We start from the raw sequence: 17091 nt of genomic DNA on the forward strand, positions 1-17091 counted from the left end.
AGACAAAAAAATGCCATTATAAAATTTCGTGTATCATTGAAGTTAGCAGACTAACAATGAGAGGAAGTTTTATAATGGCACACCCACAGAATACCATACAAAAACGTAAGTTTAAACACCTTACTTCTTTTGAGCGTGGAAAGATTTCCGCGTTACATAAAGAAGGACGTTCTAACCGAGAAATCGCCAGACGCTTGGGACGCGCCCACCAAACGATTGCAAATGAACTTAAGCGTGGAACAACGACGCAACTTAAGACTGGAAGAAAGCCCTATACGGCCTACTTCCCCGAAACAGGGCAGGCTGTGTATGAACGAAATAGAATGAATTGTGGTGCGAAAAGTAAACTGCTGAAAGCCATCGAATTTGTTGATTTTGCTTGTGAAAAAATCATGAATCAGGATTGGTCTCCTGACGTGGTGGTCGGATTTTCAAAACACCAAAACGATTGGATAGACAAGCCTATGGTGTCCACCAAAACCCTTTATAACTACATTGATCAGTGTTTATTGAGCGTTCGAAACATTGATCTACCTATGAAAACAAAGCTAAACACGAAGACGAAACGCGTCCGAAAACATCGTAGGATTTTGGGCACAAGTATTGCGGAACGTCCACTTGATATTGAAGATAGAGAGGAATTCGGTCACTGGGAAATTGATACCGTAGAAGGTAAGAAGTCAGATGACAATGCACTACTGACCATCATTGAACGTAAAAGTAGATTCTATTACGCAATCAAAATTGACGATCAAGACAGCGATTCGGTTGACCACGGTATAAAACAATTACAGAACTTTTACGGGGAACTCTTCCCCAAAGTATTCAAGACAATTACTTCTGATAATGGAAGTGAGTTTTCCAATTTAACAGCGAGTTTAGAGGGCATCACGGATGTCTATTTCGCTAGACCTTACGCTTCCTATGAAAGAGGTTCCAACGAGCGACATAATGGACTTCTTAGACGCTACATCCCTAAAGGGAAAGCGATTTCAGATTACTCTAGGGAAACAATAAAACGTATTTATCAGACGCTCAACAACCTACCAAGAAAGATCCTAAACTATCAACAGCCGGCAGTTGTTTTTGAACAAGAATTAGCCAAACTAGTCTAACGTCATAAAATCAAAGCCAAGGTCAAAATCCGCTTTCTAGGGTGGATGTTAAATATGCATTTTACTAAATACACGGGATTTTATCTAAGTGGCTAAGTTAATATTGCAATTTGGGTCCAAAATAATTAATGCAAATTTAAAAGTATCCTTCCCCCACATCATTGAGGAAAGGATACTTTTTCATAATAACCACCATATATACTGCGCTTCCTCCATCGATCCTGGCGTAATGGAAGCTTGTACCGGGTACGGTAATCTCGGTGCGTCGTCTTCAATTAAATGCGCGACCAATGGATTCGCTTGTACTGCTACATGCAGGAATTCCAAATCCACCTCTTCTTCAGCGCGTTCTGATTCAACCAACCATTTCAAAAACAAGTAAGGTGCATCATAGTCTGTTCCTTCTTCATACTCCTCCAAAACCCTCTTTGCTTTCGAATAATTTCCGTCATAAACGAAAGCCGAAATGGCTACATAACGTGCACCTTGGTTGTCAGTGGGGTTTATCGTCAATAATCTTTTAAACAATTCTGCTGCTTTTCCAAATTGTTCATGTTCATAAAACCAAATGCCAAACGCAAAAATGGCGCGCATATAAGGCCGATTTGTCACGAGCCCCCACGTAATCTCAGGTTCTGGGTCAAACTGGGCTTCCCCAAGTTTAATCGCTTTTTGATAAAGTCGTTCTGCATCATCATCCGCAGTCGCCATTTCAGCTTGCAGCAATACCGCATCCACATTTTCAACGTCGTGCGCATAGGCTTTTTTTGCAAGGCGATAACGTTCCCCATTACTTTCAGCTTCGTATGCATTATAAGCAAACGCTTGCGCTTGCTGCTTCTGACCACTTGGTTTAAATGGTTCATTCATTGTTGCATTCAAATAGTTTTGTGTTGCTTCAAACGTATCAAAATCCATGGTTGACATTTTGCAGTACGTTTCCCAATTCACACGTTCTGTCATCCACGGATCAGTTCCAATCCAGTAGGCAGCAGTAAAGTCAGAGTCAGAATTTGCATGGTTCTCTAGACTTTCGGCCAGCTCAGCAATGACATCGTAAAGTACGTCTGCATGCTTCATCATTGAACCGACAGAAACACCGAACATTTTTGCAATATCCGTTTGCGAATACCATTGGTCGCCGAACAACTCATAATCATAGGCAACCTTAAAAACAGCAGCAGCAACAATTTCAGGCTTCCGAAAAACCACTTGTTCATTTAATAAATAACGAATGGCAATCATCTTGGTGAATTCAAGAAGTTTGCCTGGCAGATTGAGACGGTTCAATTCATTTTCAAGAATGACCATTACTTCTTGCTGCTCCGGAGAAAGTTCATTATCCACTAAATCATTCATGCTATTCATTTCCCGATCTATAATTGCTTTATGAATATCTAGCATATGTGTTTTAAAAAAATCGTAACTATTATCTGCGCCACTCGTTTCTGCCATCGACGCTATACTCTGCGCAAACTCTCCGTTCGTGTCATAAATAAACGTCAACCCATCAAGGATACGGACGCCAGTTTCATGGTTTCTGCTATCAGGCAGCACGACTCCAAAGACAAGTAGATTTTCTTCTACTTTCATTCCTTCGGCGAGATTTACACGATAAGTCAGATGTCCAAGTACTTCATCTACAAGGAAATGATTTTCTTTAATATCCTTCACTTTTCCGAATAGCACAATCGGATTTTTCCACGTCTCCAATACCGCATGCGTTGCAGAACGAATAGAACCGTTAAGCACTTTCACTAAATGCCTTCTCCACAAATCACGTCGCGCGACGAACAGAAAATATTCAGCAACCACTTGCTCAATTGTGCCGGAATCCAAACTTCCACCGAGTTTTCTATTCCATGCTCTCTCATAACGTTCCAACTCCGCAGTATCCGCGGGGCTGTCCAATGCATTTCTATAAAAGCTTGATATAATCCGCTCAAGCTCTTCTTCAATAAGCGCCTCACTAGATAGTTCATTTTTCAACGCACAACATTTTTTATATTTCTTCCCGCTTCCGCATAAGCAGGGATCATTCCGTCCAATCATTAAAAGCACGTCCTTTTCGTCTAACTATATCAAAAATCAGCTAAACTGTATAAAATTGATGCTTACCTGTCAGGTCATGAAATTAGTTCTTTCTATTTCACTTTTATTAACAAGTAATTATTGTTTATTGCCTTAATAATACGTCAAGCAGGTAATTTCAAATTAAATTATTTGTTGACGAAAGTGTTATAATTCATTAGTTGAGCTAATTTCATAATCACGAACCCTTACGCACCAGGACTTTCAAGACATAAAAATAGAGCACCTCCCCAAATTCTGTATAATGTAAGTTACGACACATACATAACAGACTGGAGAGATGCCCATGTCCATTGTACAACAACAAAGCCTGTTTGACATTCATGAATTATGTAAGATGCCATAAAATGTGTATCAGACATTCACTCAAATAAACGAAAAACCCAGCGATCATCAAAATCGCTGGGTCCTTTCTATTCTATAAGGTCATAAAATTACCTATATTAATTGACTTGGTGACAGTCACCCAGTCAATTCAGACACAATTCTCCAATACATATCAATAAAGCTTTAGTGAATCGCTGATTTAAACTGCCCACCATGTGCTTCTTGGGTATTCATGATGGTTAAAAATGCTTGCGCATCAACTTCATGGACAATTTGTTTCAGTTTACTTATTTCTAATCGCGTGATAACGACGTAAATAACATCTTTTTCGCTACTATTATAGCCGCCGCTTCCTTTAAGGTTCGTAATGCTTCTGCCAAGGCGTTCGTTGATGGCATTGCCGAGTTCCTCGTATTCATCCGAAACAATAATTACCGCTTTTGTATCATCCAGTCCTTGAATGACGGCATCGATTGCTTTGGATGCGATATAGTAGGTCAGAATTGAGTACATTGCCTGAGACCAGCCTAGTACAAACCCTGCCCAACCAAAGATGAAGATATTGAAAAACATTACAAACTCGCCAACAGAGAATGGAATTCTTTTCGTCAATAAAATACCAAGTATCTCCGACCCATCGAGCGCCCCGCCATTTCGAATGACTAGTCCGACGCCTGCCCCTAACAACAGTCCCCCAAAGACAGTCGCGAGAAGTGGATCCGTTACAAATGGGTCAACTGATTTAAGCGGAATTTCCACAAGTGCAAGCACAACAATCGCAAAAGAGGAAGATATGAAGAAGGTTTTTCCAATGTACTTATAGCCGAAGAAAAGGAACGGCAAGTTGATCAGCAAGATGAGTAAACCGAATGGGATGCCCGTTAAAAAAGTTAAAATCAGCGAAATCCCGATGATGCCGCCATCAATAATGGCATTTGGCACAAGAAATAGTTCAATAGCGGCGGCCGCCATCGTCGCCCCTACCATAATGAACAGGTAGCGAAAAACAAAATGCATAGGTGTTTCCTTTTTATGCTGTTTTTTCATAAATAAAGTACAGTCCTTTATCATCAAATTATGTAGTACTTATTATCCTCTTTTACTCCTTTCTTGTAAATCATGAATGAACGGCATAGGTCAGAAAAATGAATGATAGTAACATTATTGCCACATCAAACGATTCGAAAAACCCCCATTTTTGTAAGTATTAAAAGACTAGTGCGGACAAAAAAATATATTAGATACTAATCCACCAATTGTTTGACACTTCCCATCGAAAAAAAAGGTTCCCACACGGTTGAAAACCTTGTGGGAACAATTTTAACTAACGACATATGTTACTAAACCTTTTACATTAGCATATAGTGCGGCATGCGTTCTATCGTTTAATTCTAGTTTTGCCAATATCTGGCTCACATGCTTTTTTACGGTATATTCCGTTATATACAAGGTCTGTGATATTTGTTTATTGGAATGTCCCATGCCAAGTTCAAGTAATACTTCCTTTTCTTTTGGAGTTAGCTGTTCGATATGCCCATCATCTTTAGGCGGCAATCCAGGTTTCATCATTAGATCAAATACACCGGGATCATAATACTTTCTGCCTTTATTTATAATTTGCAAGGCATGTATCAGTTCCTCAGGCAATGCTTCTTTTAAAACATAGCCATCCACTCCTATTTCTTTTGCCCGCTTGAAGTCAAGCTCTTCTGTCGATGAAGTGAGCACAACGAATTTGCAATTTACTCCATGTTGTTTCGCTTCTGTAATCAATTCCAAACCGGACTCGTTCGCTAATCGAAGATCAACAATGGCTAAATCAGGTTTAGCCGTGCGAAATAGAGTCAACGCCTCCCTACTATTTGCCGCTTCTCCAAGAACCTCCATTGTCCCGTCTAAAGAAAGTATTGATGCTAGTCCTTTTCTAACTAATGGATGATCGTCAACAAGAACAATTCGCATTATCCAATGACCTCTTCCTTCTTGAGCATTTTTATGTTTGGAATTTCGATTTGTATTTCTGTCCCTAAACCGTTTAATCCGGCTATTGAAAATGTTCCTACGAAAGAACTTACAATGTTTTTTATATTAATGAACCCGATTCCTTTTTCCTTCTTGTTCGTGTAATCATCCAAATTGAATCCAATCCCGTCATCTCGAATGATTAATACTGTTTTCTCATCTACTAAAGATAACCTTAATTCAATAGCAGTACATCTCCCATGACGTACCGCATTTCCGCAAGTTTCACAAACAATTCTATAAAGGGCTTCCTTTAATTCATCTGAAATCAACGTTTCATCACCAATTATTTGGCAGTCAACTTGTACATCATTTAGTCGCGAGTATTCTTCCAAATACTTTTTCAAACGGACAAGATAAGGTTTCTGGCCTTTCTTCATGGAGCTCAGTCGATAGATGGTAGACCGAAGTTCCTTAATTGTAGTATTTGCAGATTGTGAAAGAAATTGATACTCTTCATTCAATTCTTCACTTGTCATAGCTCGACTTTTTACTTGTAAACTATGAAGGGAATAAACAATACCGAACAATCTTTGGGAAACACTGTCATGGATTTCATTGGCGATACGATTCTGTTCTTCTATAACGATCATTTGATCCTTCATTAAATCCATATATATTCTCTCTAACATCATTTCACTTAGCTCACCTAAAAACTCAAAAGTACGGTTTAGGTGAAATGCCTCTTCTGCTTCATTGGAACTGGAAATCTTAATGCCTAAAACACCAACGTTATTGGAAGTTCTAATTACTTTCATCCCGTATAATTCATTATTAACTTTACCGATGAATGGTTCTCTCTTACCTCGTATAGCGTTCCATTCCTTTTTAAGTCCGGTTTCTATGCCTCTGTTATTTGGTATAGTGGCAATAAGACTATTTTGTTGGTTTAAATCTGTTAACCAAAAGAAAGCTTCATCACTTTGCGAACACTTGATTATAGATGTAGTTATTTCTTTAATTAGCATCTGAGGGCTCTTTTCAGAAGAAAAGTTATCCATCAAGTGGTAAAGGGACATGATATGCTCCAGTGTATCTTGGTATTTATCATTCGTTTCGATTAGTTTTTTATTTACATATAAAAGTTCTTCTTGCTTGGCTTTCAATACAGCAGCTTTTATATCCAACTCTGATGTTAATCCTGTGAATAACCTGACAAGCAATGTTGTTAGTAAACAAACAAGATAAAAGTATGACTTCTCCTCCAAAATTACTATCATATCAGCACCATGAAATAGAGTATAAGCAATTATTGTGGCACTTCCAAGATAGAAGGACAGGGCTGCCCAACAAAATAAAGGCGTTAGAAAACTCGCTGCCATAAGAACCGGATTAAGTGCATACCATATAAACGGACTTGAAATACCACCAGTGGGCATTAACAACAGAGTCAATCCGATGGTTTCAGCCAACACGATTGACTTTAGAATTGCGTTATTTCTTAAATATTTTTTTTGTAAGTTAGTCGTAACCCAGGCTGCAATACCGAGTGAGATGATTACTCCGGCTTTAAAAAGCAAGGGAGATTGCGGACCTAGTAAAAAAAAGATAGAGGTTAATACAAGTGAACTATATCGATATAAAAACAATAAATTCACTTTACTGGAAGGACTTTTTCTTATGAATTGATAAATACGATTAACCGATTGCATACGTTTTTGCTTTTCTTATTCTTTTGGACGTTCTCGGAATTAAATCTGTTATGCTCGTTACATAACTATATAAATAATCGCCGTCGACTATAAAGTATATTGCGCTTCCATCTTGGTGATCATTATGAAAGAAAATAGGGAGTTCTTTATCATCAGCAATTTTCAACACTGATTTAAACGAATCAAGAGTTAGAATGGACTTCTGGTCAATATTCAATTTCTCTGAAACTGGAATAATTCTGCTGCTATATTTTTTATTTATTTTTTCTACACGCGAGGTAATAGGTTTTGCATGATTAGTAACTAACCTTTTATAGACATAAATAATAGTTAGTAGTAAGGACAAAGAAAATAGGGAGCTTATTATTCGAACTCGGCTTAATGGAAGGGAGAACCCAAATAAGTTAAAAGTATTCGGAATCATTTCGGTCGTTGCCAATGGGGACATGGACGTGAATACTTTTTCACTTGCTAACGCAATTTCTTCATATGAATATTGAAAAGTAAGCTTACCCTGTTCCTGAATATTCATTTCCTTACCATCATAGTTAATTGTTCCTTGGATATTTGGAACTACTTCGATTGCATACTGAGGTAATTTAATGCCTGTTTCTTCTTCCACTTGTAATATGAATGCATTCACTTTTTCAAGGTCAATTTTATATGCTTTTTCTAAAATTGCAATTGCTTTCCCCTTTTCTTCAAAGGCTTGTTTTTTTTCTAGTGGAAACATTCTTTCCCACATATCCCCTGCTTTTATTACTAATTTTGCTTCATGTGTACCTTTTGCCAGTATTTCATTCTCGTAGTCTATTGTAGATTTTAAATTAATAGGAATTGCAGTTGTTATTTTCCGGAACATTGTATCTCCTGCTTCTACCGTCCCTCCGTTCGGATAAAGGACATTTGGCATAAGTGTCGCCTTGTAATCATAGTTTGTTTCTATTCGAGGAATGTCATCATTGATTTGAGTAATAGTTATTGCTGGTCCTGACAAAGAATAAACTGATACTGCAACTGAAATAATTAGTACTAGTAGAAGGGGGAGGAATATTTTCCTGTGTTTCCCCTTATATAGATGAACTAAGATTGATCCCATTTCCATCTCTCCCTTTGTTAATGTTAGTCTTTGTCTTGGTCCGTATTCGTTTGGTCTTCATTTGGTTCAGATTCTATTATGTTTGCTGTTTCTTTTTCGATTTCTTTTATATTTTCTTCTGCTCCAGCTTCCTCTTTTGCTTCGACTTCGACTTCCTCATTCGCCTTTTCTTCTACTTCGATTTCTTCTTTTTCTTTTTCTTTTTCTTTTTCTTTTTCTTCCGCTTCGATTAATTCTGATTTCGTTTCTTCTTCCAATTCAACAAGTATTTGTTCATCTTCAAATTCTGGAATCGTTGAATTTATTTCCGCACTGCCACCGTTCCAATGAGCTATTATTTGAATTTCACCTCCGGATAACTCTTGTGCGTCGCCAATAAGGGTGAAATATTTGCTTCCTCCTGAAATTAGAGTAGAAGAATTATTTTCTACTACATTCATTGCCTCTTCAGAGAATCCACTAAGTATGTCAATTCCTTGAATTTCTATTGTTTCTTCAGTGTTATTTGTAATTGCAAATTTTCTCCCTTCCCAATTGGTAATTGCGATAAGGGCACTATCCTCTGGGACTATAGATAATGTTGCATCACTTCCTATTTCAGCAGTTGTAAAACTCGTGCTACGGAGAAGCAAAAATGACATGGATACTAAAAGTGCTGCTAAAGAAAAAAACTTTTTCAATACGCGCCCTCCCAATTTCATAATAAAAGCCTAACTAAATTGGACAAGTTGTCCAAATTTAATTAGGCCGGTTGCACCAATAACTCCATACGCCCCAGGTGCCCATATACGGGTCGTACTTCACAGTTTCCGTAATCAATATTCTTTTATATAGTTCAGTATAACCAAACCCCAACAAATATTACGGTACTTCTTGCGGTTATGTAGGTACTATTTTTGTCTGATAATAGGTAGTAATGTCCTTCTTTGTATTTGTCGTAACTAACATGTAAAGAAAAACAGCCCTATATATTTCATAGAGCTGTTTTGCTTTATTTTGAGTTTAACTTACTTACCATCTGTTCTAACTGCGTCAACAGTTAGTGTGTAATTATTTGATCCTTTACCAATGTTATTAGTCAATAATTCCAGGTCAATTTCCTGATCCTTACCTGGTTTTAGCGTAAATGAAAGTGTATTACTACCACCGCCATTTGTTAATTTCAACAGTTGTTTAGTAGGAGTAATTATACCACCACCGCCATGTCCACCACCTGGTTTTCCAAACGTATCTAATTCGGTAACCTCGCTAGCTTCAAAAGTTCCTTTACCGGATCTCTTAGCGACATTAACAGTAACATTAATATCTTTATCTGAGTTATTTTTAACTGCAAATAATTTATCCCAATTATATTTACTATTGTTTTGAACTCCGTAATCTGCTCCATTACCCTTATTCAGGTTAATCAATAATTCACCATTCGCTTTATAATCAGCTGCATTATGCTCCGCACTTGCTACTAGTGCCAATAGTGATTCGTTAGAATTCTTGACCGTAACGTCCATATCACTCTTGACCGCTGCACTTGAGAAAGACATTGCCGCCATCACACTTGAAATTGCTAGTAGAAACACTACCGAAAATATACCTTTTTTCATCTTCATTCTTAAATCTCCTCCAATATTTTTTTCGGCTCTTAACCGTTTTTGTAACTACTTTTAGTATAGGAGGATTGGTATTGGTTATCCTCACTCTGTAGGGTAGTCTTCAGATATCGTTTGTCTACTACTATTATCTACTTTGTATCCCCTAAACTACTACTTTTGTTGGTGGTAGGTATACTTTTGTACCAAATCAATTCTACTTTAGAGGGCTTTTTGTTTCGTAGAATTACAATAATATGAATGAAAGGAGGAATTCCATGAAGCTATTTTCAAGGATACTGAACACTTTATTAGCAATTGGCATCTTATGTACGTTAATTGCTGCAATTGGGTCAGCTATTACTAAAGAACCCGTTTTGCTTACCGTCATTCGTTCAAACAGTATGTCCCCTGTTTGGGAGCGGGGCGATATGGTGATCATAGAGAACCTAAAGGAAAAAGAAGCAGTACAAAATGGAGATATCGTCTTTTTCAAAACAGAAGAAGGAAGTCTTGCTGACAAAGGTTGGATTGCCCACCGAGTAGTCGATAGAAACGTCGATAAAGGTTTTATTACCAAAGGGGACGCTAATGAATATACGGATCAGCGGGATGGTAGTGGACTGATTGAGCGAGATTGGATTGCTGGAAGAGCATTAACTATAGGAGAAACACCAATCGTTATCCCTAAAATAGGTTACTTATCATTATGGGCGGAAAAATATCAAAGCAATCCTTATACATTGCCAGTTATCGCCATAGTTCTTGCGATTATTATTGCAATTGGCGAATTAAAATCTGGACGAAAACGAAAGAAGACAAATAAAGGAATGGAGTTACAACTCATTTATATAGTAGGTGGATTAACGATTTCCGTTATTATGGGAGCGACAATGCTTGCTTCCGGACAACGAGCAAACCTTTTTTATGAAGTCTCTTCTCAAGGTCAAGGTGTATTAATGGGCAGTGCTGTTGGTATTTTAAAGGTTGGAGATGAAGTAACCCGGCCATTATCAGAGCTAAGTAATGGAGGTTTCTTTAAATTAATTGGTGCCGTTACTTCTGATGATAAGCAAATTAAATTGAGTCATACAAAGTTATCCCTTTCACCGGGTCAGGAAACCGATATAACCTTTACTGTAAATGCCGAAAGGCCTGGCAAGTATGAGTCATCTATTCAAATCGGATTATTTTATCCATTTCTACCCCCTTCATTTATTTACTTTCTAGCACAGAAAAGTTATTGGTTGGCGCTTGCAGTCGTCTCTTTAGTACCAGGATTGCCGTTAATGATTTATCCTCTTTTTGACAGAAAAATGAGAAGAAGAACGATTAAAGTGTTAAGGAGGAAAAGAAGAACGTTGCGGGGGATTTTGCCGTTTTAGTGTTAATTGCTCATAAGTTATATTTTAGAATCTACCATAAATAAAACCCTATCATAAGAAAATCCTCTCAGGACCTAAAAAGGCGTGAGAGGATTTTTGGTTTATTCGAATTAGGGTAAAGTCTGGCAAGTTAAACGTTAAAAACTGGGCACTCCAAGCTTATATTTTTTTGTTTCAAGCCTTTTATTATCTCCATCGTAACTGACGATACTAACCGTTGAACCTGGTTTAGCATCGATAAGCGAAGCCTTGAACCTATTATTTCCTTTATAGTCCATATCCTCACCACCAACGGTTACCCTATGTACATCCGGGCTTGTTGTGACGGTAATGTTGGTAAAGATACCGCTTGATAGACTGTAAACCAATTGAATGTCATCAGTCAGATTGACCACCTGAAACGGAACTTCGACAGGCGTTTTTAACGCTTTTCCGTCATTGGATGTAACAGTTGCCACTCAAGGTTATTTAGGGATCTGCATGGATGGTAAAGGTGACAGGCGTTATGTCTCCCGGCCAATTTTTGATTAATGCATCGGAATTAATGCCTGGCTCTTCCAACGCTCCGTACTGTCCGCTATGCAAATCTCATTCTTCTATTAATTATCCCCCCTCCATTTTAATTACGTTTCAGACATTCACAGTCTACTATTAAATGCCGATAGTAAAAGAGGAAGGATGATAACTTATGAAAAAGACACTCGCTATTATCAGTACATTTTTAGTTACACTATTACTATTTTCCGGCCTGTCAGCGCCTGTCCAAGCGGATACGCTGACAATTGTAGACAATGAATTGGTTGAAAGGATTCAAGCAGCTTCTATTCGAGCTACTTCCAAGCCTAATTCCTACGAAATGGTCCGTTCTGCTCTTTTGGCTGGTCAAACAACTGGATATTTTGAGACATCCGAAATGGCTTACACGGATGTACCCGGATTAATTAATAAAATTACATCTGAAAATCCTGAAATTATGTATTTAACTGCTTACAAATACTGGTCAAACGGAAAAATCGAGTTTACATATTCTCAATCTACGATCACAATCCAAAACAATAAAAATGCACTTGTGAAAAAAGTTGACGAAGTTCTTGCGAGCATTATCAAGCCTGAATTCACTGATTTTGATAAGGTAAAGGCCATCCATGATTATCTTGTTTTGACTACGGCATATGACGAATATAATTACGATAATAATACAGTCCCAGCAGACTCGTACGCCGCGTATGGTTCCCTCGTTAAAGATATCGCGGTTTGTGACGGTTATACGAAAGCAGCACAACTTCTTATGAACCGGCTTGGCATCGAGAACCAGTATGTCGACGGGACAGCTAACGGTGAGTTGCATTCGTGGAATCTTGTTAAATTGGACGGGAAGGTTTATTTCATGGACATCACATGGGATGATCCGACGCCCGACAAATTGGGCTATGTAAGATATGCTTACTTCCTCATTACTTCAGACCAATTAAGAAAAGACCATGTATGGAATGAGACGAATTGGCCGGTTGCAACAAGTGTAAAATACAGCTACTTTAATGAATTCGATAAAACAATTGAAGTTGATGGCATCTATTATTTCAGCAATAATGGCGATCATAACAAGCTATATAAAATTACCAAAGAGGGAACTAACAAACAAAAAATTAACGATGTCCGTGCACCTTACTTCGCTATTGCAGGTGACTGGATTTATTTCAGTAATTATAACAACAGTGGTTACTTATCCAAGATGAACAAAAATGGAACTGAACTCGAACAATTAAATTCTGTCCACTCCACTGACATTACGGTTAAGGGAAATACTCTAACGTATTTAAATACAATAACGAACAAACGAGAGTCGCTAATTGTGGATATTCACGCACCGAATATTGTGACACCGATTGGAGATATTGTTCCCTCGAATAAAATGTGGACTGTGACATTCAATCAAAAATTCGAATTCTCTTCCATTAAAGAGGATACGGTTGCTGTAAAAACCGATAATGGAATTTCTATTCAAGTTACATATGAGATAGATCCAACCGGAACAAAGTTATTAGTGTATCCACCAAAGGGCGGCTATGAAAAGAATACAAACTATGTGCTAACAATCGAAAATGTAAAATCTCCCGACGGAAAGGTACAGAAGAAAAAAGAAATTCACCCTTTCTATGTAAGATAACAAGAATATATCTTTGGAGCCCGTTTCTTTTCCACTGCTAAAACTAGGAGCGTTGAAGATACATTATCCAGATGAAATGTTACCATTTACAATTACAGTAACGCCCCATTCCATACGTTGCATTTGGTATCATCGCCCTCCTTAATATTGAGTGATTATGCTGTGTCTAAAAGGTTTATGATTATGAATTGAAAAGAGATCAGACATAAACATACATGTCTGATCCTCTTTTCATATTATTTAAGTGTAATTTCTAAATAGTTTCACCCTCAGATATCCGACACTAAAAATCGATTCCGATTGCCGCCCCGCTCCTGCTTGAATCTGCAACTCCTTTAAAAGTCCCTTCTTTGTGATCGATTAAAATGCTCTGAACATTGCCGATCGTCACTGGACTTTCACCGAAATTATGGCCCATCTTATTCAGATAATCCAGTACCTTATTCGGAATACCTTTTTCATAACGATAAGAAGTCGTATTGTTCGTGAAAATTCTAGGCTCTTCTATCGCAGCTTTTAATTCCATGTCATATTCAATCGAATGGATAATCGTCTGAAGGACTGACGTGATAATTGTTGAGCCGCCGGGGGATCCCACTGTTAAAACCGGCTTGTCATCCTTGAATACAATTGTCGGTGTCATACTACTCAATGGCCTTTTATTTGGTTCAACCTGATTGGCTCCGCCTGGTATTGCATCAAAATCGGTCAATTCGTTATTCAGCATAAATCCGTAACCCGGCACCATAATCCCCGTACCGAATAGTTGTTCAATTGTCGTCGTATAAGAAACGACATTCCCCCACTGATCCGCTACCGTAAAGTGAGTTGTTTCACCTTGTTTTTTGTCATCCGGCTGTTGAACCGATATACCCGCTGTCTTTTTACCTTCATATCGCCATGGATCTCCCGCTATAGGCTTTTCAATAACCGAAGTTAACTTGATTAAATCTTGTCTTTGTTTAATATAATCCGGATGTAAAAGTCCCTTCAAAGGAACTTCAACGAACTCCGGATCTCCGGCATAAGCTGCTCGATCGGCATAGGCTAAATGCATCGCTTCGGCAAGCAAATGGTACTTTTCCCATGATTTTACGTCATATTGGGAAAGATCGAACCCATCAAGAATACTGAGCATTTGCAACAAAAATACTCCACCAGAACTTGGAGGTGGCATACTGGCAATCTGGTAACCTTTATAATCTCCCCAAATGGGCTTGTCTATCCTCACATCATAAGCAGCGATGTCATCCGCCGTCATCGAACCTTCATACTTTTGTACGACACCCGCGACTGCTTTTGCAATTTCTCCTTTGTAGAAAGCATCCGTTCCACCAGACTTTATTAACTTAAATGTTTTCGCCAAATCCTTTTGTACAAGCTTATCCCCCTCTTTCAAGGGCTTACCATTTGGAGCAAAGACAATTCCAGCTGCAGTTTTATTGAGTACTTCCTTATTATCTGCAATCGCATCAGCTAATACGATGTCAATTGGGAAACCTTCCGACGCCAATTGAATAGCAGGGTCGATCAATTCATCCATTGAACGTGTACCCCATCTTTCAAGAGCCTCTTCCAATCCCTTCAACGTTCCTGGAACACCTACTGCCTTACCGCCAGTGGCCCGTTCACCAAACGGAATCGGCTCCCCTTTTTCATCTAAAAACATATCCGGCGTAGCCCCTGCTGGTGCACGTTCGCGGCTGTTAATAATGCTTGTCTCTTCCTTATCCGCATCATAATACATCAAGAAACCGCCGCCTCCGATTCCGGACATCATCGGTTCAGTGACATTCAACGCAAACTGTATTGCGACTGCCGCATCAATGGCATTACCACCGTTACGCAAAACATCCGCCCCAATTTGACTCGCCAATGGATGCGCGGTTGCAACCATACCGTCTAACCCAGTCGCAACTTGCTTGGAATTCTTGTAATCCATGTCCAGTTCTTTTGCCAAAACACTACTAGGCAACGTACCAACTAAAAGCAACAGACTAAACGAAAGTACAAGAGCTTGTCTAAATTTACTCCTCATCATTTCCCCCCTAATAAATTAGTAAATTCATTCTTCATCTGCGACGAGAACTTTTATCTCAATCATTAAACATCCTATTCAGGACTTGCGGATTAAAGAACTAAAAGTATCATTTTGGGTGTCTGGGTGTGTGCTGTGGGTGACAGTCACCCAGTCAAATCCGAAACTATTCTGACAACTTATTTGTTTCACAGCCTTTTATCAAAACAGCTCTGATTCAGATAGTTACTCTGAATCGGAGCTGTTTCACTTTTAAATTCTCTCTTTTCTCCTTTCCAAATAGGACTCAATAATTTGAATTTACCCAGATGAAAACTTCCGACATGTTTCCTTACACTCTCTGTCAAACAATCATTTGTTAAATATTGCAAGTCTGTGCCACTCTTGAGATAATAGAAGGAAAGTATTTCCTTTCATGAAAGAAGGTGATTCCCATCATACGCGCAATAGTAGTGGATGATGAGCAGTTGGCTTTGAAACATTTGGAGAATAAGTTAAATGAATTGGGTACTGTTAAAGTCGTTAAAACTTTTTCAAATGCACCCACTTTTTTAAAGGAAATGAAGCATCTTGATTTTCAAGTAGCCTTTTTGGATATTGAAATGCCGGGCTTTAGCGGATTGGATTTAGCTGAACTCATTCAAGAAGGAAAAAAAGATGTATATATTGTCTTTGTGACTGCCTATCGGGATTATGCGATTCAAGCTTTTGAATTGCAGTCGATTGATTATTTAATGAAACCTATTATGAAAGAGCGCCTCGAAAAAACAGTGATGCGACTTCAAGAACAGCTGCTTTTGAGTGATAAATCTTCAGTAAATGAACGGGATGCCTCTCCTTCCCTGAAAATTATCTGTTTTGATGAGTTTGCTGTCTTCAGCCAAGAGGAACCTGTCAAATGGAAAACTGCAAAAGTAAAAGAACTATTTGCTGTTTTCATTACATATCTAAATATGTCTATGAACAGAGACTCTCTTATCGATTTGCTATGGCCGGAGAGCGAATACCAAAAGGCTAAGATTCAACTCCATACGTCAATCTCGCATTTGCGTAAAATGTTGGATTCCGTGGGCTACCCTGGCTCGTTAACTTTTTCAGATCAAAGCTATGCACTGGAGCTACATGGATTCCAATGCGATGCTCTTGAACTGGAGCGGGTACTAGCTGATTATACTAATGTGGATCATGATACTATTCGGGTATTCGAACACGCAGTTCAGCAATATAGTGGCGACTATATGGATAAGAACGGCTATGAATGGGCAGCAGCCAAAACACAAAGTCTTCGTCAAAAATTGTTGCAGCTTCTCCAAAAGATGATTGATTATTACTCTAAGAATGACGAGTTACATAAAAAACAGCATTATTTACAGATTCTGCTCACCTATAATCCATATTCCGAACATGTTTTACAGCAACTTATACACTACCACCTTGACGTTGGGAACCGTGGGGATGCCATTAAGGTGTACCATGACTTCAAGAAACAATTATTGGAGGATCTCGACATTTTACCAGGACGTGCAACAAATGAACTTTATGAATCGATCCTCGTTACAACGTAATCAAACAGAAAACGCCAACTGCCTGAATTGGCAGCGGCGTTTTTCGT

Annotated in this window: 13 protein-coding genes and 1 riboswitch; of the genes, 4 read left to right on the forward strand and 9 right to left on the reverse strand. The window is 38.5% G+C overall.

Annotation, left to right across the window (positions count from 1 at the left end):
• The first annotated feature begins 71 nt into the window (after nt 1–71).
• The gene (locus MKZ11_RS00395) at nt 72–1115 is read left to right on the forward strand and encodes an IS30 family transposase (protein WP_445327017.1); all 1044 of its coding nucleotides are present in this window, start codon (nt 72–74) and stop codon (nt 1113–1115) included.
• 180 nt (nt 1116–1295) lie between these two features.
• On the opposite strand, the gene MKZ11_RS00400 is transcribed toward MKZ11_RS00395, so the two are convergent.
• From MKZ11_RS00400 to MKZ11_RS00430, 7 genes are all read right to left on the reverse strand, one after another.
• The gene (locus MKZ11_RS00400) at nt 1296–3167 is read right to left on the reverse strand and encodes an SEC-C metal-binding domain-containing protein (RefSeq protein WP_340792104.1); all 1872 of its coding nucleotides are present in this window, start codon (nt 3165–3167) and stop codon (nt 1296–1298) included.
• A gap of 549 nt (nt 3168–3716) precedes the next feature.
• Nucleotides 3717–4580 (reverse strand): YitT family protein, encoded by an 864-nt coding sequence (locus MKZ11_RS00405; RefSeq protein ID WP_340792105.1) that lies wholly within the window; start codon nt 4578–4580, stop codon nt 3717–3719.
• Between the two features lie 273 nt (nt 4581–4853).
• Nucleotides 4854–5495: a response regulator transcription factor gene (locus MKZ11_RS00410; protein WP_340792106.1), complete on the reverse strand. Its 642-nt coding sequence runs from the start codon at nt 5493–5495 to the stop codon at nt 4854–4856.
• Entirely contained in the window at nt 5495–7153 is a 1659-nt protein-coding gene (locus tag MKZ11_RS00415; protein ID WP_340792107.1) for a sensor histidine kinase, read from the reverse strand. The genes MKZ11_RS00410 and MKZ11_RS00415 overlap by 1 nt, the downstream gene beginning before the upstream one ends.
• A 40-nt stretch (nt 7154–7193) precedes the next feature.
• Complete coding sequence (locus MKZ11_RS00420) at nt 7194–8306, reverse strand: DUF5305 family protein (RefSeq protein WP_340792108.1); 1113 nt, start codon at nt 8304–8306, stop codon at nt 7194–7196.
• A 23-nt stretch (nt 8307–8329) separates the two neighbouring features.
• The gene (locus MKZ11_RS00425) at nt 8330–8986 is read right to left on the reverse strand and encodes a hypothetical protein (protein WP_340792109.1); all 657 of its coding nucleotides are present in this window, start codon (nt 8984–8986) and stop codon (nt 8330–8332) included.
• 57 nt (nt 8987–9043) lie between these two features.
• Nucleotides 9044–9126, reverse strand: a riboswitch (cyclic di-GMP riboswitch).
• 187 nt (nt 9127–9313) lie between these two features.
• On the reverse strand, nt 9314–9910 hold the full coding sequence (locus MKZ11_RS00430) for a DUF1102 domain-containing protein (RefSeq protein ID WP_340792110.1): 597 nt from the start codon (nt 9908–9910) through the stop codon (nt 9314–9316).
• Between the two features lie 257 nt (nt 9911–10167).
• Here MKZ11_RS00430 and MKZ11_RS00435 point away from each other — a divergent pair, with 257 nt between their 5' ends.
• Nucleotides 10168–11274 carry a signal peptidase I gene (locus MKZ11_RS00435; protein ID WP_340792111.1) on the forward strand — a complete coding sequence of 369 codons (1107 nt, stop codon included), beginning with the start codon at nt 10168–10170 and terminating at the stop codon, nt 11272–11274.
• 137 nt (nt 11275–11411) lie between these two features.
• Here MKZ11_RS00435 and MKZ11_RS00440 read toward each other — a convergent pair whose 3' ends face one another.
• Nucleotides 11412–11732, reverse strand: a complete 321-nt coding sequence (locus tag MKZ11_RS00440) for a hypothetical protein (RefSeq protein WP_340792112.1) — start codon at nt 11730–11732, stop codon at nt 11412–11414.
• A gap of 230 nt (nt 11733–11962) precedes the next feature.
• Between MKZ11_RS00440 and MKZ11_RS00445 the strand changes: the two genes are divergently transcribed.
• A complete protein-coding gene (locus MKZ11_RS00445) occupies nt 11963–13441 on the forward strand; it encodes a DUF5050 domain-containing protein (protein WP_340792113.1) in 1479 nt (492 codons plus the stop codon).
• Nucleotides 13442–13724: 283 nt separating this feature from the next.
• Here the strand turns inward: MKZ11_RS00445 and ggt are convergent, their stop codons facing one another.
• Nucleotides 13725–15482, reverse strand: a complete 1758-nt coding sequence (ggt, locus tag MKZ11_RS00450) for a gamma-glutamyltransferase (protein ID WP_445326963.1) — start codon at nt 15480–15482, stop codon at nt 13725–13727.
• A gap of 449 nt (nt 15483–15931) precedes the next feature.
• Here ggt and MKZ11_RS00455 point away from each other — a divergent pair, with 449 nt between their 5' ends.
• Nucleotides 15932–17044: a response regulator gene (locus MKZ11_RS00455; protein WP_340792115.1), complete on the forward strand. Its 1113-nt coding sequence runs from the start codon at nt 15932–15934 to the stop codon at nt 17042–17044.
• Nucleotides 17045–17091: the final 47 nt, after the last annotated feature.

This window comes from Sporosarcina sp. FSL K6-1508, assembly GCF_038007465.1.
GTDB classification, from domain to species: domain Bacteria; phylum Bacillota; class Bacilli; order Bacillales_A; family Planococcaceae; genus Sporosarcina; species Sporosarcina psychrophila_B.